The following is a 17210-nucleotide window of genomic DNA, read 5'->3' as shown; positions in this document are numbered from 1 at the left end:
GATAGTGAAATCTACCATGGGGAACTCGAGACGGAAACACGCTTTTAGCGAACAGAGGATGGCAACAAGGTCGCTGGTGGGGCAGGTGCACCGCAGAATGCCACGCCGGCAGGGGATTTGTTGTCAGTCCCGGGCGGTGCCCAGCAGTACCCTAACATCCTTAAGCCTCCATTGTTACCGCAACCTGTTAAGGCAGGCCCCTGCACATCCTTCGCCGCACCCGCCGGCACCGGGGGCTGCAACTGGTTCCGTCAAGTTCGCCTCCGGCGAACCGCAGCCGCTTTATCGCCTCTGCAAGCGGTGCTAATGTTCATGACGTCATGCAATCCGATCCCGTTGCCGTTGGCCAGCGCATCCGCCTCGCCCGCCAGGCCGCCGGCCTGTCCGTCAAGGACCTGGCCCGGCGGGCCCACATCTCCCCGTCCCACCTGAGCGACATCGAACGGGGCGTCAAGCACCCGTCCCTGGCCGTGGCCGTCACCCTGGCGGCGGCCCTGGACCGCAGCCTGGACTGGCTGGTGACCGGGCGTGACCCGCTGCCCGGCCCCCTGGACCTCCGCAACCTGTTGCGGGATCCCACCCGGCCCCTGCGATATCAGGGGCTTCCCCTGGACGATGCCGCCCGCGAGCACCTGGTGGACCTTCTGGATGCCGCCCTGGGCCTGGCCCGGCTCGCCGGCAGCATGGTGGTCCAGGCCCTCGGCGCCGCTTCCGGTGCCGCTTCGGGACCGGGCCCGGCACCTTTCGCCGCCGGCTACCCCGGCGCCGTCACCGGGAGGCCCGGAGGCGCGGGCACCCCCGGACCAGCTGCCGGGACGACGCCTTCCGGCGTGATCCAGACCCCAGGACCCGGTCCTGCCGGCAGGCCCTCCCCCGCCTCCTATCTGGACGAACCGGAGGCCCGGGAGTGGCTTCGCCAGGTGGTGGCCGATGCCCTACAGCGGGCCTGGGGCCAGCCCCGGGTCCCGTCCACCCCGCCCTTTCCGGGGGTCGCCGCCACCGGCTTCCCTCCTCCCGCCGCCGCGGGCGGGAAGCGAGTGGCCGGTTCGCCCGCATCGGCGGGGCCGTCAGCTCCCCGGCAGTCCCCGGTCCCGGGTCGCTTCCTATCCACTGAGGCCGGTCAGCCCCCGGCCCCTGGCCGGGACAGCGGCGGCCCTGCGGGCGCCAGGCACCCGGGATCATCGTAGCGGGGTGAGTTGACGCGGGGCGAGACCGGGTAGGCCTCCATCGCCTCCGCCGGGAAAGGCTCCCAGACCGGTGCCAGCTCCTCGGGCGGCACCTGAGGGTCGAGCCAGGCCGCTTCCCACTGGCGGCGCAGGATGACCGGCATCCGGTCGTGCACCTGACCCACCAGTTCATTGGGCCGGGTGGTCAGGATACAGCAGGTCCAGCGCGGCCCGCCGGGCCCGTCCCAGCGCTCGTAGAGGCCGGCCAGGGCGAAGGGCTCTCCCTCCCGCAGGCGAAGGAACACCGGCAGCCGGGCCTTCTCCCGCCGCAACCACTCATAGAACCCATCGGCCGGGATCAGGCACCGGCGCCGCCGCAGGGCCTGCCGGAACATGGGCCGCACCGCTGCGGTCTCTGCCCGGGCGTTGATGGGACCCGGCCGGGGTTCCTGGGCCCAGGGCGGGATCAGCCCCCACACCAGCCGCGCAGGCCGCCGCTCCCTTGCCGGGGCCACCACCGCCAGGACCTCCTGCCCGGGGGCCACGTTGTAGCGGGGTACATGCCGGCCCTGCAGGTCAACGAGAAATCGGCGTTCCAGTTCCACCGCCGGCGTGGTCAAGGTGAAACGGCCGCACATGACCCTCACCCCCGCATGGGGCCCGCTCCCCGGCATGGAGCCCTCATCCCCGCATGGGGGCTGGTGCCCCGTGTGGGGACCGGTGCCCCGTATGGCCCCGTGCCGCCACAATTATACCAGCCCTGTCCAGCTGGAGGATCATTCCTGCCGGAGCGCCAGCGCCCGCCAGCCGTGCAACAGCCTGCCCACGGCCAGGACGTGGGAGACCAGGGCGACTACCGCCAGGCCGGCCAGCGGTGCGGCGGCCAGGCCCGCCAGGCAGATCAGGAAGTACCGGCCGTCCCGGTTGCCCGGTATCCAGCGCAGCCACGGCGGGTCATCACGCATGGGGTCGAACCGGCGGGTCCGAGGCGAGCCGTCCCCCGGCTGCCCGGTCCTAGGGCCGCCGGCAGCCTCCGCGGCACCGGCCCCCTGGCCGGTGGCCGGCCGCAGCAGCTGCAGGCGGTCCTTCATCAGGGCTGACAGCGGCATGCCGGCCATGGCGGCCAGGGCCAGGGCGAGGGTCACCCCCCAGCCCGCTCCCGCTGCCAGGGCTCCCGTTGCCAGGCCTGCCACCACCGCCGCGTCCGCATAACGGTCCAGCACTGTATCAAGGAATGCGCCCCGGGGCTGGGCTTCCAGCCGCAGGCGGGCCACCTCCCCGTCGCAGCCGTCCAGGACGGATCCCGCCTGGCACAGCAGGCCCCCCAGCCAGGGCTGCCCGGCGGCAAAGGCCAGCGCCCCGGCCAGGGTGGTGGCAAAGGCCAGCAAGGTGGCTCCGTTGGGCCCTACCCCTGCGGAGGCCAGCCAGGCGGAGAGGGGCCGGGAAAGCCGGCGATTGAGCCAGCGGGCCACCGGCCCGTCGCCCCCTGAGGCCGCGGCGTGATCCAGCAGCAGCCGGCGGGCTTGGGCCAGGGCGGCCCCATCGTCCACGTCGATCCACCAGCCCCGGGTCACCGGCACCGCTCCCAGCCGGCCCCGCCGGGCCAGCCGGCCCGCAGCCGCCGTCAAAGTGACGGTTTCGGTCCCGGCGGGTGGTAACGGATCCCCGGGGCGGTCCTGGGAACCGGCGGGCGGGCCGGCGCCGGGGACCACCGGCGCTGCGGCCTCGCTGCCGGCGGCCAGCCGGGCCAGTTCGTCCAGCAGGGCAGGTGAGGCCACGAAGATCCCCGTGTCCACGGCGTCAAAGGTGCCGAGGTCCTTGCCGATGGCTTCGATCCGGCGGCCCCCGTCGCCTGTTCGTACCTTGGTCGCTTCCGGGAGGTCAAACACCCGGTCCAGGCGCGGGTCCACCAGCAGCAGGACCCCGCCGGCCAGCAGCTCGTCCCGCCGCGCCTGGGCCTCGGCCAGGGCCTGGCGCACCAGGCCGGGGTCGACCAGGTGGTCCGCCATCAGCAGGAGGAAGGGGCCGTCCACCCGGCCCCGGACGGCAAGCAGCGAGGCACCGTTGCCCCGCTCCCACCCCTCGGCCCGGACCACTTCGACCCAGGGCCGCCCAGCCTTCAGGACCGCCCGTTCCACCGCCTCCGCCTGGTAGCCGGTGACCACCAGGACCCGGCGGCAACCGGCCTGGCGGGCGACCCGCAGGGCCCGCTCCACCAGGCTCACGCCGAAGAGCGGGTAGAGGGGCTTGGGACAGGAAGCGGCCGTGCGCCGGAAACGGGTTCCGGCGCCGGCCGCCAGCACCACCGCGTCCATGGGTTCAGTCCCCTGCCTGGGTGCGAGCCGCCAGGGACTCGCCTCGGATGAAGGCCTCCACCAGGCGCCGCGCCTCGTCGTCGGTGTACTGCACCGGCGGCGACTTCATGAAGTAGGCGGAGACGGGCTCGATGGGCCCCGCCAGGCCCCGGTCCAGCGCCAGCTTGGTGCACCGGATGGCGTCGATCATCACCCCGGCGCTGTTGGGCGAGTCCTGCACCGACAGGCGCAGTTCCAGCTCGATGGGCTGGTCGCCGAAGCCCGTGCCCTCCATGCGGATCATGCAGATCTTGTTGTCATGGAGCCAGGGCACGTAGTCGCTGGGACCGATGTGGATGTCCTCCCCCGGCAGCGGCTCGCCCAGCTGGGACTGGACCGCCTGGGTCTTGGACTGCTTCTTGCTCTTCAGGCGGCTGTGGTTCAGCATGTTGAGGAAGTCGGTGTTGCCGCCGAAGTTGAGCTGGTAGGTACGGCGCAGGCGGACGCCCCGGTCTTCGAACAAGCGGGTCAGCACCCGGTGCACGATGGTGGCGCCGACCTGGCTCTTGATGTCGTCGCCGACCACGGGCAGGCCCTTGCGGCGGAACCGCTCCGCCCAGCGGGGCGACGAGGCGATGAACACGGGGATGGCGTTGATGAAGGCACAACCCGCCTCCAGGGCGGCTTCCGCATAGTAGCGGGTGGCCTGTTCCGACCCCACCGGCAGGTAGTTGACCAGGATGTCCGCCCGGGTCTCGCGCAGCACCCTGGCCACGTCCACCGGCGGCTCATCGGCCAGGACGAAGGTCCGGTCTTCGGGATAGTCCGCCATGTGCTCGCTGACACCGTCCAGCACGGGCCCCATCTGAACGGTCACGGGGATGTCCGGCAGGTCCGGGCAGAACACCGGCGTGCAGTTGGGCTTGGCGAAGAGCGCCTCCCGGAGCGGCTTGCCCACCTTCCTCCGGTCGACGTCGAAGGCAGCGACGATTTCAATGTCCGCCGGATAGTAGCCGCCCAGTTCCGGGTGCATCAGCCCGGTGCCGTCCTTGATCCGCTGGGTGTCGCGATAGTAGTAGATTCCCTGCACCAGCGAGCTGGCGCAGTTGCCTACCCCCGCGATGGCCACGCGGATCTTGCGCATCGCAGCTGCCCTCCCCTCCAGAGCCCTGGCGCCGCCCGCGGGCAAGGCTCGCCCAGGCCGGGCCCGCGGGCCGGCCGGCGCCCCGTGTGATCGGATCGGTTCATGTGGACGTGGTTTCCGCTGGGGATCGACAGGCCACGGCGTCCCCACGGCCGCCACCAGGCCACCGGGCGGCAAGGAACGTTCCTTCCCCGGCGGGGCGGCGTGGCCCCTTCGGCCATCCACCGGATCCTTGCCGGAGCCGGCGGGACGAACGGGGCAGGAGCCGCCCCTTCATGGGCAAAGATGGTCTCAACCACCGGCACGGTGCGGGCGGCCAGCCGGGCCCCATCGCGCCGCTGGCACCGGCCGGAGGATTCCCCCTGGCGATGGGTTGTGCGTTGTGCAGCGCCGGCCAGGCCGGCAGGGAAAAGGGTTGAGACTCGGCAGCCAGTAAACGACGGTTGGTGTGAGGACGCGGTGGCCTGGTGGATATATCCTGAATTGTTTATTAGCACTCGTGTTCGGCGGCTGTCAACAGCCCTCGGGGGGATCCACCTACCGAAGCGTGCTGCAGTCGGCGGAGGCCCCGCCGGCAACCGCCCCCGGTGCGCAGCCAGCCGCCCCCGGTGAAAGGACGGCGATGGTCTCCATGGATTGGCGAACCCTGGCCCTGGCGGGCTGCACCCTCCTGTTCTGGTCGTCGGCCTTCGCGGTGATCCGGGCCGGGCTCCGGTACTGGGGTCCCGGCGAGCTGGCGCTGGCCCGTTTCGTCGTCGCCTCCCTCATCCTGGCGCTGGGGCTGGGCTTGCGCCGGCTGGCCCGCGGGCAGGAGCCGCCGGTACCGGCGACTGCCCCGGCAACGACCGCCGTAGCGACCGGGCCGGGTGCCGCCGGTACCGGTCGCCGCCGGGCCCACCGGCTGGCCCATGCCGCCGGTGGGGAGCGCCCTGCGCTGCCGGCGGCACCGGGCGCGGGGACCGGATGGTGGCGGGACGCGGGCCGCTTCGTCCTGCTGGGGGCCACGGGGATTTTCCTGTATCACACGGGGTTGAACTGGGGCGAGACCAGGGTTTCCGCCGCCACCGCCAGCCTGCTGGTGGCGACCGCCCCGGCGCTGACGGCCCTGATGTCCCGCTTCTGGCTCGGGGAGCGGCTGGCACCGCGGGGCTGGCTGGGCCTCGTGCTCAGCTTTGCGGGGGTGGCGCTGATCAGCTGGGCCGCCGCCCAGCCGGCGGCGGCGCCGGCGGAGCCCGCGGCGGCGGTCACGGCGACGGGCGGCGGCTCCGTCCCGTCCCTGCCCGCCTGGGCCGGCCCTGCGGCCGTGGGCGTGGCCGCCCTGGGCACCTCGGCCTTCTTCGTCCTGCAGCGGCCCCTCAGCGGGCGCTACGACGCCCTCACCCTGACCTCCTTCTACACCTGGGCCGGCACGCTTCTGCTGGGTGCCGCCTTTGGCCCAGGGCTGGCCCGCCAGGTGGCCGCCGGCGACCTGGCGCCGGCGGCGTGGCTGGCCGCGGTGTACCTGGGGGTCTTCCCGTCGGCTCTGGCCTACTGGTGCTGGTCGGCGGCCCTGGCCCGGGCACCTGCCGCCCGGGTGGCCAGCCTTCTCAACCTGAATCCCTTGCTGGCCGTGGCCACCGCCTGGGTCATGCTGGGCGAGCGCCCGACCTGGGCGGAGTGGCTGGGAGGGGCCGTAGCCGTAGCTGGCGTCCTGCTGGTGCAAGGCAGGCCTCGTCCTCGGGCTGCGGGCGCGCGGAGCCGGGGCCTGCCCGTTCCGGAGGGCTGAGGGGCGCCTGGCCCGGGGGGCTGGAGGCCGGTTCGCCCTCGAGGCCGGTGGACCTGATCGCGGCCTCCCCAAGCACGGTGCCGGTCCCGGGATCGTGACCCTGCGGTTCGGGATCGGGGTGGATGTGCTGGAACCGCTCGGCCAGTTCCTGCGCCAGCCGGCGGTCGTCCCAGGTGCGCGGCGCAAGGCCCGCGTCGCCGGCAACCGCCGTGAGGCAAAAGGGACCGGCGCCACAGAGGGGGCAGTAGAGGAGCCACTCGGTCTCGTAGAGGCCGGGGCCCAGGGGATACTGCAGGCCGAGCACCGGGCGCACGTCGGGGAAATGGCGGCCGGCCCACTGGCGCAGGGCGGCGCGGAAGGCGTCCTCGTCCCAGGTGGGGCGCAGCCGCGCCCGGGGCTCGAGGATGGCCGCTACGGTGTCATGCCGGCCGAGGATGAAGACGGCACACTGTTGCGTCGTGTCGCCGAACCGGCCGAGAAGTACCCACCGCACGGAATGCCCCCCTTCAGGATCCTCCCCTGGATTGGCGCCGGCGACGGGGCGGGAACGCACCGCCGGGCTTCCGGCCGGGGATAGGTGATCTTGCGACGAAGTGCGGGTCACCCTGGCGCCCCGCCCGCCGGATCCGCGCCGGGCGCAGGTACTCTCTGCGAGCGGGGACCGGGTCGCTACCCGCAGGGATGCGACGAATCACCCACATCCGGTGGATGCCCGAAGGTGCCACCGCAGCCATGGCGGCCCCGCCCACGGGAGCCGGGGCCGCCGGCCGTTCCGGACCCGTACCGGGAGGCTGGCCTGGGTACCTACCCGGTCTGGTGGAAGCGAACCGGCCGCACGCCAGGGCGCGGCAGGGACAAGGAACAACCAGCGGTCGTGCAGGGTCGAATGTTCCCCTTGCGTGGTAGGTGGCGGTAAGCCGGCAGCGGTCACAACGCGCGCTCATCCCGTCGGCGTATTGGGCACAACCCGAAAAGGCGGGTTTTTCCTATAATATTTGGCTTTCATCGCCCGTTCCCTGCGCTGGCGGAAAGGGGTCCCTTTCGCCGAACTCGGCGGACGAACGCGGCAAGTTCGCTCCCGGCGATCGGCCGTGGGCTCCGCGAGCCGCCCCGCGGACGCCACCAGGTCTCGACACGATTCATCGGTATGCGGCGTCGCAGGACCTATGACTCCGGCAGCTCGGCCGGCAGGGTTCGCAGCGCCTGTCGTCGTCCAATGCCAGGCGAGGGACCGGGGAGACTCGGCCGAGCCACCCGGGAAGGCGGCAGGGGCGCGGTAGCGGGGTCCAGGCCATGGCTTGCGCGCCGCAGCAGCTGTCCCTATAATAGGCCTTGCGAGCGCGGCAGCGGCCTGGCGGTCGGTGTGACCGCCTTCCGGGTGGCGGCTGCCGGGCCCGCGCCGGCCGTTACAGGTCATCGTGGGAGATACGTGAGGCGGCGTAGCTCAGTTGGTTAGAGCATGCGGTTCATACCCGCAGGGTCGGTGGTTCGAATCCACCCGCCGCTACCGTCGGATGCCGCGGCCTGATTGCCCGCGGTGCTCCGCGCGAACCTGCCGGATGCCGGCCGCGGCGCCCGGGTACCGGTTCCTCCCGCTTCACCAGGCCGTGGGCGCCGTGATATAATAGGATCCGTCCCGTAGGCCCTTAGCTCAACTGGCAGAGCACCTGACTCTTAATCAGGGTGTTGTGGGTTCGAGTCCCACAGGGCCTACAAGAAACCCGCGCACGGTGCGGGTTTCTTGCTTTTCGTTGCCGTTCTGGTGTGGCGGGTGACAGGAATGCGGACAGGCGGAGCGGGCGTCCCGGGCGCGCTGGGGATCGTGGCGCGGGACGCGGCGCAAGGGCGGGGCGGGTCCTGAATGGGTCGCCTGTCACCGGTCACTGGGCCTGCCACGGGACGTCGGGCACGCCCGCCTGGTGATTGACCCAGCGCGCCAGCACGAAGAGCAGGTCCGACAAGCGGTTCAGGTACTGGAGTACCACGGGGTTCACTTCTTCCTGCGCTGCCAGGGCGGCTACCCTGCGCTCGGCCCGCCGCGCCACCGTGCGCGCCAGGTGCAGGGCCGCGGCCGCCGGCGCGCCGCCGGGCAGGATGAATTGCCGCAGCGGCGGCAACTGGGCGTCATACCGATCGATCAGGCCCTCCAGCGCCTCCACCTGCTGGGCCGTCACCCGGGGCAGGCCCGTCGCCGCGTCCCGGGCGGGACCCGGCGGCGCCGCCAGATCGGCCCCCAGCGCAAAGCACTCCTGCTGCAGCTGGTAGATCACCGGCGCCGGGTCGGCGCCGTCCAGCAGCGCCGCCGCCCAGCCCAGGGCGGCGTTCAATTCGTCCACGGCGCCATAGGCTTCGACCCTTGGGTGGGCCTTGGGAACCCGGCCCCCGCCCAGCATGCCCGTCTCGCCGGCATCGCCCGTCCGGGTGTAGATCTTCATTCCCTTCCCTCCCGTCGTCCACCGGTCCCGAGGGGTCTCGCTCACCGGGGCCCGCGCGGAGCGCGCCGGCTGGTGCGGCCCTGGACAGGACCTGGAAAGGATCTGGGCTGCCGCCGCTCGCCCTTCGCCCGTGAACCGTGCCCCCTGCGACCGGCGGGCGGGCCACCGTCGCATGACGCGGTGCGGCCGTCCCGCCCGGTCTAGGCCCGCCACCGGCGCGCATAGGGTGCAGGGGGTGCACAAGCCATGAAGCAGGCGCGTTTGCCGCGCATCGTCTGGAGTCTCCGCAGCAGCCGGCCGGCCCGCCTCCGTTCCCGGACGAACCCGCCGGTTCCTGCGGGCCCGCCGGAGGCTGCCATCGCCAGGCCACCCGGTTCGTCGCCCCGTTCGGAGAAGCCCTTGCTCCGCCGGCTTCCCTCTTCCCCCCCAGCGGCTTCCCTGCCCTTCAGCAGCGGCCCCACGTCGGGACCGGGACCGGGAAGCGAAGCGGCTGCCGCCGGCCGGAGCGGGCCAGATCCCTCCGCCGCCGGTCTCCAGGTCCCCGATTCGAGCCCGCGCCCCGTGGCCGCTTCGTACTCCAGTCTGCCCGTGGGCCCCTGGGCCCTCCTGCTCCTTTTGGCCCTGCTGGCGGGCCTGCCCTGGATGCTGGCCACCCCGCGGGTCGGCTGGCTGCCGGGGGTTCCCGCCGCCGTGCCCGCCCAGGCCGGCCTCAGCATCGCCCTGGAGGGGGACACCGCGCCCGCCGCATACGAAGAGGGCGGCCCGCCCATCGCCGTGGGCTCGGCCGCCGATGCCCACGTGTTTTTGCGCCAGTTCGCGCCGGAACTGGCCGCCGAGGGCAGCGAGATCCTGGGCCAGGCGGCGGCCCGCCAGGGCTGGCACGCCCGCCAGGTCACCCTCGCCCAGCTGGTGCTCCTGCGGGACGGGCAGGTGGTCGCCCGCTACGACGTCTCCGACGGCCGCACCACGCGGCCCGCCTGGATCCGGTTCGCTCGGCTGGCGGGCCGGTGGCACGCCGTCCACGTGGTGGTGGGCGAACCCGGGCAGGCCGCCTTGCCGGCCCCGTAGGCGGGGCCCGGCCGGCCCCTCGGTGGGCCGGGACTTACCCCTCCCCGCTCCCGCGGGAGGCGAGGCCCTGCCGGGTCCTCGGTGGCCCGGGCCTTGCCTCTCCCCGTTCCGGCCGGGGTGCGGGCCCCCGGCCGCCCCGCACCGGGCAGGGCCGGGTTCGTCCCCCACGGCCCCGATGTCGTTCGGTCAACGGCTCAGCGCTGCCCCAGCAGGATGGCGCGCTTGACCTCCTGGATGGCGCGGGTCACCTCGATACCCCGCGGGCAGGCCTCGGTGCAGTTGAAGATGGTGCGGCAGCGCCAGACCCCGTCGCGGGAGTTCAGGATGCGCAGCCGCTCGTCGGCCGCCTGGTCCCGGCTGTCAAAGATGAAGCGGTGGGCGTTGACGATGGCGGCCGGGCCCACGTAGTCGGGATTGGCCCAGAAGGACGGGCACGACGTGGTGCAGCAACCGCAGAGGATGCACTTGGTCGTGTCGTCGAAGCGCTCCCGGTCGTGGGGGGATTGCAGCCGCTCCCGCTCGGGCTCCGGGTCGTGGTTGATCAGGTAAGGCTTGATGGACCGGTATGCGGCGAAGAAACCGGTGAAGTCCACGATCAGGTCCTTCTTGACCCGGAAGCCCCGCATGGGTTCCACGGTGATGGGCTGGGACAGCTCCTTGACCAGGGTCTTGCACGCCAGCCGGGCCTTGCCGTTGATGATCATGGCGTCGGAGCCGCAGACCCCATGGGCGCAGGACCGCCGGTAGGCCAGGGTGCCGTCGACCTCCCACTTGACCCGGTTCAAAAGGTCCAGGACCCGATCGGTAGGGTCCGCCTCAAGCCGGTATTCCTCCCAGTGGGGCTCCTGATCCTGCTCCGGATTGTAGCGCCGGATGCGCAGCGTCACCTGCAAGGTTCTCACTCCCCGTGACCGTTGCCGTGGGTGCCGGCCTGGGCCGCACCATGGCCGGGGCCGCCGCCACCCCCGGGACGGCCCTCCTGCCGCCGGGCTGGCCAGGCCGCCACCGCAAGACCCGCCGGCCTCCCCCGGATTCAGTACTTGCGCTCCTGGGGCTGGAAGCGCGTGATGACCACCGGCTTGTAGTCGATCCGGACCGACCCGTCGGGCTCCCGGTAGAGCAGCGTGTGCTTGAGCCAGTTGGCGTCATCGCGCTTGGGGTAGTCCTCGCGGGCGTGCCCACCCCGGCTTTCCTTCCGGTTCCGGGCGGCCACCACCGTCGCCCGCGCGCACTCCAGCAGGTTGCCCAGTTCCAGGGCCTCCAGCAGGTCCGTGTTGTACATGCGGCCGCGGTCGTCGATGGCGGCCTCCTGGTACTGGGCCTCCAGCTCCTTCAGGATGCCCTCCATCTCCGTCAGGCCCTCTTCCGTACGGAAGACCCCGGCCTTGTCCATCATCTCTTCCTGCAACCGTGCCCGGATGGCACCGATCTTCTCGCCCTTCTGGCGGGTGAGGAACCGCTCCACCTGCTCCCGGGCCCAGTCGGTCGCATCGCCGGGCAGGGCCGGCCAGTCCGACTCGCGGGCATACCGGGCCATGTGGCGGCCGGCCCGCCGGCCGAACACCACCAGGTCCAGGAGGGAGTTGGTGCCCAGGCGGTTGGCCCCATGCACCGAGACGCACGCGCATTCGCCTGCGGCGTAGAAGCCTTCCACGGGCGTGTTCTTCGCGTCCCAGATCACCCGCCCGTCCACGTCGGTCGGGATGCCGCCCATCTCGTAGTGGGCGGTGGGTTGGATGGGGATGGGTTCCTCCACCGGGTCGATGCCCAGGTAGGTGCGGACGAAGTCGGTGATGTCGGGCAGGCGCGTCTCGATCACGTCCCGGCTCAGGTGGGTCAGGTCCAGGTGGACGTAGTCCTTGCCGTCAATGCCGCGCCCCTCGCGGATCTCCAGGTAGATGGCCCGCGAGACCACGTCGCGGGGCGCCAGGTCCTTGATGGTGGGCGCGTACCGCTCCATGAACCGCTCGCCGTGCCGGTTGCGCAGGATGCCGCCCTCGCCCCGAGCCCCTTCGGTGATCAGGATCCCCAGGCGGTAGATGCCCGTGGGGTGGAACTGGAAGAACTCCATGTCTTCCAGGGGGATGCCGTGGCGGAAGGCGATGGCCAAGCCGTCGCCCGTCAAGGCCAGCGCGTTGCTGGTGACCTTGAACATGCGGCCGGCACCGCCGGTGGCGAACAGCGTCGCCTTGGCATGGAAGACGTGCAGATCGCCCGTGGCCAGCTCGATGGCCACCACCCCGGCCACCCGCCGCCCGTCCATCACCAGGTCGACCACGTGGAACTCGTCGAAGAAGCGGACGCCGTGCTTGATGGACTGCTGGTAGAGGGTCTGTAGGATCATGTGGCCGGTGCGGTCGGCAGCGAAGCAGGAGCGGTGGACGGGGGCCTTGCCGAACTCCTTGGTGTGCCCGCCGAAGCGCCGCTGGTTGATCCGGCCGTCCTCGGTGCGGCTGAAGGGCAAGCCCATGTGCTCCAGCTCGTACACGGCTTCGGGCGCTTCCTTGCACATCACCTCGATGGCGTCCTGGTCACCCAGGTAGTCGCTGCCCTTCACCGTGTCGAACATGTGCCACTCCCAGTGGTCTTCTTCGATGTTGCCCAGGGCCGCGCCGATACCGCCCTGGGCCGCGCCGGTGTGGGAGCGGGAGGGGTAGAGCTTGCTGACCACGGCCACCTTGAGGTCGGGATACTTGGCCAGTTCCACCGCCGCGCGCAGACCGGCGCCGCCGGCCCCGACGATGACGGCGTCAAACTGATGCCGGTGGATACGAATCGCAGACACCCCCGATCAGGCCGGGAACGGGAAGGTCACCAGGACCACGGTACCCAGCACCAGCAGGATGAACGTCACCACGTAAAGCAGCACCATCCAGAAGGTGCGCCATCCCGGCCGGTGGGCGTAGTCGTCGATGATGACCCGGATCCCGTTGGCCCCATGGAAGAGCGCCAGGGCCAGCATCACCCAGTCGTAGGTGCGCCAGCCGATGTTGGCCCAGCGCCGGGCGACGAAGTTGTAGTCGATGATTTCCACGCTGTTGAGGATGTGCATGATGTAGAGGTGTCCCAGGACGAGGAAGATGAGAAGCAGGCCGGAGATGCGCATGAAGAACCAGGACCACAACTCGAACCCGCTGGCCGGGCGCGAGCTGCCTTCGCCGTACGACACCCCGCCACCCCCTAGCCGAAGAGGCGGCCCAGCATGATGACCGCCGCCGGGATGAAGAGCACCAGGAAGACGATCACTTCCGCAACGATCAGCGACTTGTGCCACCGCAGCGCGTTGGGCCAGAAGTCGATGATGATCACCCGCAGGCCGTTGACCGCATGGTACACCACGCCGCCAACCAGCACCACCTCGAGCACCATGAACAGCGGTGCCTTGTAGATGGCCATGACGTGGTTGTACACCTGCGGTCCGAACCCGGCCAGGAAGGTGTCGACGATGTGCATCATCAAAAAGAGCATGATGCCCACGCCGCTCAGCCGGTGGAGCATCCACGCCCACTGGCCCTGGCTGCCGCGGTAGCCGCGGTAGAGGCCCATCCCGACCCTCCTCTCGAGCAAGCTGGCGACCGTCCTGGAAACCCCGCCACCGGCAACCCGCTGCGGACAACCCGCCTACCCGACAACCCGCCTGCGAAAAGAAAAGAACCGGCGCTGCCGCCCTTGCAGGGGTTTTCCTGCCTTCCCAACTCAAAGTAAGAACAGCGGCGGGGCGAAGTCAACTTCGCCCCGCCGGTCCTCAGCCGGTCTTCAGCCGGCCGGTAAGCGGGCCGGCAAGCTGGCCGGTGACGGGCCCGCCTCCCGCCCTGGCGGGAGGCTCGCCGCACCCGGGCTGCTAACCCTGGCGCAACGCCGCCACCGTCGCCTCATCCAGCCGTTTGACCAGGGCCACCAGAAGCCGCACCGTGTGCTCCACGTCCGCCAGGTGCACGATGGCGCCGTGGCTGTGGACGTACCGGGCCGGCGGCCCCACCACCACCGAAGGGACGCCGCGCCCGTGCACGTGGAAGAACCCGGCGTCGGTGGCTCCGCCCGGCATCATGTCGAACTGGTAGGGAATGCCCTCGGCCTCCGCCGTCTCGGCCACCAGGTCCCGGAGCCGCCGGTGGGGCACCATGCTGCTGTCGTACAGCAGCACCGTGGGCCCGCGGCCCAGGCGGCTCTGGGCTTCATCGGGCTCAACGCCGGGCATGTCGCCGGCGATGCCCACGTCCACGGCGATGGCCACGTCGGGGTCCACGGCAAAGGCCGAGGTCCGGGCACCACCGCCGGTGCGGGCCACCTCTTCATGCACCGTGGCCACCCCGTAGACCGTGTTGGGGTGGCCGCCCGCGGCCAGTTCTTCCATCACCCGGACGATGATGGCACAGCCCGCCCGGTCGTCCAGGGCCTTGGCCAGGACCAGCTCGGGGTTGCGGAGGCGGGTGAAGGGCCCGTAGGGCACCACCGGATCGCCCGGGCGGATGCCCCACTCCTCGGCTTCCTGGCGGCTGCGGGCGCCGATGTCGATGAACATCGCCTTGAGTTCCACGGGCTTCTTGCGCTCGTCGGCCGGCAAGAGGTGGGGCGGCTTGGAACCGATCACCCCGAGGATCGGGCCCTTGCGGGTGTGGATCACCACCCGCTGGGCCAGGAGGACCTGCCCCCACCAGCCGCCCAGGGGCTGGAACTTGATGAAACCCTCGTCGGTGATGCGCCGGACCATGAAGCCCACTTCGTCCATGTGGGCCGCCAGCAACACCCGGGGCCGCAGGGCGCTGCCCTGCCGCCGGGCGATGAGGCTGCCCAGGTGGTCCTGCTCCAGCTCCGCCACCGGCGCCAGGTACCGGCGCAGCACCTGCCGGACCGCATCCTCCTCGCCGGGTACGCCCGGCGCCTCGGCCAGTTCCTCTAAAAGCCGGGCGGTATGCTGCCAGTCGGCCATCGGCATCCATCCTTTCGCGATCACCATGGCCCTGCCATGGCCCCGGGGCCGGCCCCCGCCGGCGCCTTCCCGCTGGGGTCGGCGGCGGCCCCGGCCGGGGGCCTGCGCTTCCGCCCTTCCCCCGGCCGTGTTTGCCAGCCCCGGCATTTAAAAGTATTATAAATTGAGAACTGGCCATCAAAAGCCCCGGCCGCCGCCGCCTCCGGGCGGCGGCGATGCGTGCCGGCTGACGAAGGAGGTCACGCCGATGGCGTCGACGCTGGAGATCCGCGAGCTGCGCTGCAACGTTGAAGACAAGGAAATCCTCAAGGGCGTGAACCTGACGGTCCGCCAGGGCGAGGTCCACGCCATCATGGGCCCCAACGGGTCCGGCAAGAGCACGCTGGCGTACACCCTGATGGGCCACCCCCGCTACGAGGTGACCGGCGGCGAGGTCCTTCTGGACGGCGAGAACCTGCTGGAGCTACCGCCGGACGAGCGGGCGCGCAAGGGCCTGTTCCTCGCCTTCCAGTATCCTCAGGAAGTGCCCGGCGTGACCGTGGCCAACTTCCTGCGCACCGCAGTGAACTCCGTGCGGGGCGAAGCGCCGGCGGGCCCCGCCGGGTCGGGGAAGAACCTGGCCGCCCTGGCTGCCCTGCAAAAGGAGATCGAGGGTGCCCTGGAGCAGTTGCGCTGGGATCCCTCCTTCACGCGCCGCTACCTGAACGAAGGCTTCTCCGGCGGCGAGAAGAAGAAGGGCGAGATGCTCCAGATGGCGGTGCTGAAGCCCAAGTTCGCCATCATGGACGAGACGGACTCCGGTCTGGACATCGACGCCCTCAAGGACGTGGCCCGGGTCTTCAACAGCCTGCGGGGGCCGGAGCTGGGCGCCATCATCATTACCCACTACCAGCGCATCCTGCAGTACATTGAGCCCGATTTCGTCCACATCATGGTCGACGGGCGCATCGTCCGTTCCGGCGGCCGTGAGCTGGCCGAAGAGGTGGAAGCCAAGGGTTACGACTGGATCAAGGCGCAGGTCGGCTGAGGCCGCCGAGGCAGGAGGGGAAGGACGATGGCCAAGTCCGTGGACAACCTGGAAACCCTGGCGCAGGCGCAGGGGTTCACGGCCGAACTGGTGGACCGCATCGCTCGCGCCCACGACGAGCCCGACTGGCTGGTGGAGCGCCGGCGGGAAGCCTTCCGCATCTTTTCCGAGCTGCCCCTGCCGTCCTGGCGGCATACCCGGGTGGATGACCTGAAGCTGGAGCGGCTCCGGCCCGTGGCGCCGGCCTCGGCGCTGCCGGCCTGGGCCGAGGCCTCCCTGCCGCCCGCGGCGGAGGCCGCCGCCATCGCCGTCCAGGTGGATGGCCGCGTGGAGGTGACCCACCTGGACCCGGCCCTGGCCGAACGGGGGCTCGTGGTCACCGACCTGCACACCGCTGCCCGGACCCACGGGGAACTGGTGCAGAAGTATTTCATGCAGAGCGGCCTGGACGCCGGTGCCGACCGGTTCGCCGCCCTGCACGCGGCCTTCTGGACCGGGGGCTTCTTCGTCTACGTGCCGCGGGGCCTGGTGGTGGAAAAGCCGATCTACCTGGTCAACCTGATCACCGGCCGGGCGGCGGGTGCCAGCGTCTCCGGCCACGGCCTGGTGGTGCTGGACGAGCAGGCCGAGGCGACCCTGTTCGACGAGAGCGACGCCCATGACCTGGCGGAAGCGGCCCTCTACACCGGCCAGCTGGAGATTCACGTGCAGCCGGCCGCCCGCTTGAATTACGTCAGCTTTCAGAACTGGCGCGGCCCGGTGCGGGAGTTTTCCCAGAAGGCCGGCGTGGTCCGGCGGGATGCGACCCTGCTGGTCACCACGGGCTTCTTCGGCGGGAGCCAGACCCGCCACCAGTTCTTCCTGGATATGGTCGAGCCCGGCGCCAGCATGGAGCACATCCTGGCCTACGCCGCGGCGGGCCAGCAGCACTTCGACCTCTTTACCCGCAGCCGGCACGGTGCTCCCAGCACCTTCGGCAACATGACGGCCCGGGGCATCCTGACGGGCTCCTCCCGGCTGGTCTACCAGGGGCTGATCCGCATCGATCGGGGCGCCCACAAGAGCGAGGACTACCTGAGCAGCAACACCCTGATCCTCTCGCCCGAGGCAAAGGTGCTGGACGATATCCCGAGCCTCGAGATCGAGGCCGACGATGTCAAGGCCAGCCACGGTGCCACCGTGGGCCAGATCGACCAGGAGCAGCTGTTCTACCTGCGCAGCCGCGGCCTGGACGAAAAGCAGGCCCGGCGCCTGCTGGTCAGCGGCTTCTTTGAGCCGCTCCTGGGCAAGATCCCCAACGAGGCGGCCCAGGAACGCATCAGCGAGCTGGTCCTGGAAAAGGTGGTCTGAAAAGGAGTCGCGCAGGCGGCGAGCGCGGGCC

General features: G+C 71.1%; 14 protein-coding genes and 2 tRNA genes. 7 read left to right on the top strand and 9 right to left on the bottom strand.

The window, feature by feature from the left end; translation table 11 throughout:
* The first annotated feature begins 320 nt into the window (after window positions 1–320).
* Window positions 321–1187: a helix-turn-helix domain-containing protein gene (locus tag DYI95_RS00445; protein WP_116899579.1), complete on the top strand. Its 867-nt coding sequence runs from the start codon at window positions 321–323 to the stop codon at window positions 1185–1187.
* On the opposite strand, the gene DYI95_RS00440 is transcribed toward DYI95_RS00445, so the two are convergent.
* The 3 genes from DYI95_RS00440 to DYI95_RS00430 all read right to left on the bottom strand — a co-directional run bounded on the left by DYI95_RS00440 (window position 1121) and on the right by DYI95_RS00430 (window position 4604).
* A complete protein-coding gene (locus DYI95_RS00440) occupies window positions 1121–1840 on the bottom strand; it encodes an SOS response-associated peptidase (protein ID WP_203530664.1) in 720 nt (239 codons plus the stop codon). The two genes, DYI95_RS00445 and DYI95_RS00440, sit on opposite strands and share 67 nt — an antisense overlap.
* 102 nt (window positions 1841–1942) lie before the next feature.
* Entirely contained in the window at window positions 1943–3481 is a 1539-nt protein-coding gene (locus DYI95_RS00435; RefSeq protein ID WP_116899580.1) for an NTP transferase domain-containing protein, read from the bottom strand.
* Window positions 3482–3485: 4 nt separating this feature from the next.
* Window positions 3486–4604, bottom strand: coding sequence for an inositol-3-phosphate synthase (locus DYI95_RS00430; RefSeq protein ID WP_116899581.1), 1119 nt, complete (start codon window positions 4602–4604; stop codon window positions 3486–3488).
* A gap of 631 nt (window positions 4605–5235) precedes the next feature.
* Here DYI95_RS00430 and DYI95_RS00425 point away from each other — a divergent pair.
* The 3 genes from DYI95_RS00425 to DYI95_RS00415 all read left to right on the top strand — a co-directional run bounded on the left by DYI95_RS00425 (window position 5236) and on the right by DYI95_RS00415 (window position 8082).
* Window positions 5236–6369, top strand: a complete 1134-nt coding sequence (locus DYI95_RS00425; protein ID WP_243149774.1) for a DMT family transporter — start codon at window positions 5236–5238, stop codon at window positions 6367–6369.
* Between the two features lie 1433 nt (window positions 6370–7802).
* A tRNA-Met gene (locus tag DYI95_RS00420) sits at window positions 7803–7876 on the top strand.
* Window positions 7877–8009: 133 nt separating this feature from the next.
* Window positions 8010–8082 (top strand) — tRNA-Lys (locus DYI95_RS00415).
* 167 nt (window positions 8083–8249) lie between these two features.
* On the opposite strand, the gene DYI95_RS00410 is transcribed toward DYI95_RS00415, so the two are convergent.
* Entirely contained in the window at window positions 8250–8804 is a 555-nt protein-coding gene (locus tag DYI95_RS00410; protein ID WP_116899585.1) for a cob(I)yrinic acid a,c-diamide adenosyltransferase, read from the bottom strand.
* Between the two features lie 561 nt (window positions 8805–9365).
* Between DYI95_RS00410 and DYI95_RS00405 the strand changes: the two genes are divergently transcribed.
* Window positions 9366–9872, top strand: a complete 507-nt coding sequence (locus DYI95_RS00405) for a hypothetical protein (protein WP_116899586.1) — start codon at window positions 9366–9368, stop codon at window positions 9870–9872.
* Between the two features lie 194 nt (window positions 9873–10066).
* Here DYI95_RS00405 and DYI95_RS00400 read toward each other — a convergent pair whose 3' ends face one another.
* The 5 genes from DYI95_RS00400 to DYI95_RS00380 all read right to left on the bottom strand — a co-directional run bounded on the left by DYI95_RS00400 (window position 10067) and on the right by DYI95_RS00380 (window position 14802).
* On the bottom strand, window positions 10067–10759 hold the full coding sequence (locus tag DYI95_RS00400) for a succinate dehydrogenase iron-sulfur subunit (RefSeq protein WP_243149892.1): 693 nt from the start codon (window positions 10757–10759) through the stop codon (window positions 10067–10069).
* Window positions 10760–10905: 146 nt separating this feature from the next.
* Entirely contained in the window at window positions 10906–12642 is a 1737-nt protein-coding gene (gene sdhA / locus DYI95_RS00395) for a succinate dehydrogenase flavoprotein subunit (protein ID WP_116899619.1), read from the bottom strand.
* Between the two features lie 21 nt (window positions 12643–12663).
* Window positions 12664–13041 carry a succinate dehydrogenase hydrophobic membrane anchor subunit gene (locus DYI95_RS00390; protein WP_116899588.1) on the bottom strand — a complete coding sequence of 126 codons (378 nt, stop codon included), beginning with the start codon at window positions 13039–13041 and terminating at the stop codon, window positions 12664–12666.
* 11 nt (window positions 13042–13052) lie between these two features.
* Complete coding sequence (sdhC, locus tag DYI95_RS00385) at window positions 13053–13418, bottom strand: succinate dehydrogenase, cytochrome b556 subunit (RefSeq protein ID WP_116899589.1); 366 nt, start codon at window positions 13416–13418, stop codon at window positions 13053–13055.
* Between the two features lie 295 nt (window positions 13419–13713).
* Entirely contained in the window at window positions 13714–14802 is a 1089-nt protein-coding gene (locus tag DYI95_RS00380; RefSeq protein ID WP_116899590.1) for a M42 family metallopeptidase, read from the bottom strand.
* A 247-nt stretch (window positions 14803–15049) separates the two neighbouring features.
* On the opposite strand from DYI95_RS00380, the gene sufC reads away from it, so the two are divergent.
* The gene (sufC, locus tag DYI95_RS00375; protein WP_116899591.1) at window positions 15050–15829 is read left to right on the top strand and encodes a Fe-S cluster assembly ATPase SufC; all 780 of its coding nucleotides are present in this window, start codon (window positions 15050–15052) and stop codon (window positions 15827–15829) included.
* A 27-nt stretch (window positions 15830–15856) separates the two neighbouring features.
* The gene (gene sufD / locus DYI95_RS00370; protein WP_116899592.1) at window positions 15857–17179 is read left to right on the top strand and encodes a Fe-S cluster assembly protein SufD; all 1323 of its coding nucleotides are present in this window, start codon (window positions 15857–15859) and stop codon (window positions 17177–17179) included.
* Window positions 17180–17210 lie beyond the last annotated feature (31 nt).

The organism is Thermaerobacter sp. PB12/4term (assembly GCF_003403315.2).
Lineage (GTDB): Bacteria > Bacillota > Sulfobacillia > Thermaerobacterales > Thermaerobacteraceae > Thermaerobacter.
This window is presented reverse-complemented; position numbering and strand designations above follow the sequence as displayed.

Coding starts and splice junctions, on each gene's coding strand:
- sufC (WP_116899591.1), top strand. CDS start 15,050: ATGGCGTCGACGCTGGAGATCCGCGAGCTGCGCTGCAACGTTGAAGAC.
- DYI95_RS00445 (WP_116899579.1), top strand. CDS start 321: ATGCAATCCGATCCCGTTGCCGTTGGCCAGCGCATCCGCCTCGCCCGC.
- DYI95_RS00410 (WP_116899585.1), bottom strand. CDS start 8,804: ATGAAGATCTACACCCGGACGGGCGATGCCGGCGAGACGGGCATGCTG.
- sdhC (WP_116899589.1), bottom strand. CDS start 13,418: ATGGGCCTCTACCGCGGCTACCGCGGCAGCCAGGGCCAGTGGGCGTGG.
- DYI95_RS00430 (WP_116899581.1), bottom strand. CDS start 4,604: ATGCGCAAGATCCGCGTGGCCATCGCGGGGGTAGGCAACTGCGCCAGC.
- DYI95_RS00380 (WP_116899590.1), bottom strand. CDS start 14,802: ATGGCCGACTGGCAGCATACCGCCCGGCTTTTAGAGGAACTGGCCGAG.
- DYI95_RS00425 (WP_243149774.1), top strand. CDS start 5,236: ATGGATTGGCGAACCCTGGCCCTGGCGGGCTGCACCCTCCTGTTCTGG.
- sufD (WP_116899592.1), top strand. CDS start 15,857: ATGGCCAAGTCCGTGGACAACCTGGAAACCCTGGCGCAGGCGCAGGGG.
- DYI95_RS00435 (WP_116899580.1), bottom strand. CDS start 3,481: ATGGACGCGGTGGTGCTGGCGGCCGGCGCCGGAACCCGTTTCCGGCGC.
- DYI95_RS00440 (WP_203530664.1), bottom strand. CDS start 1,840: ATGCCGGGGAGCGGGCCCCATGCGGGGGTGAGGGTCATGTGCGGCCGT.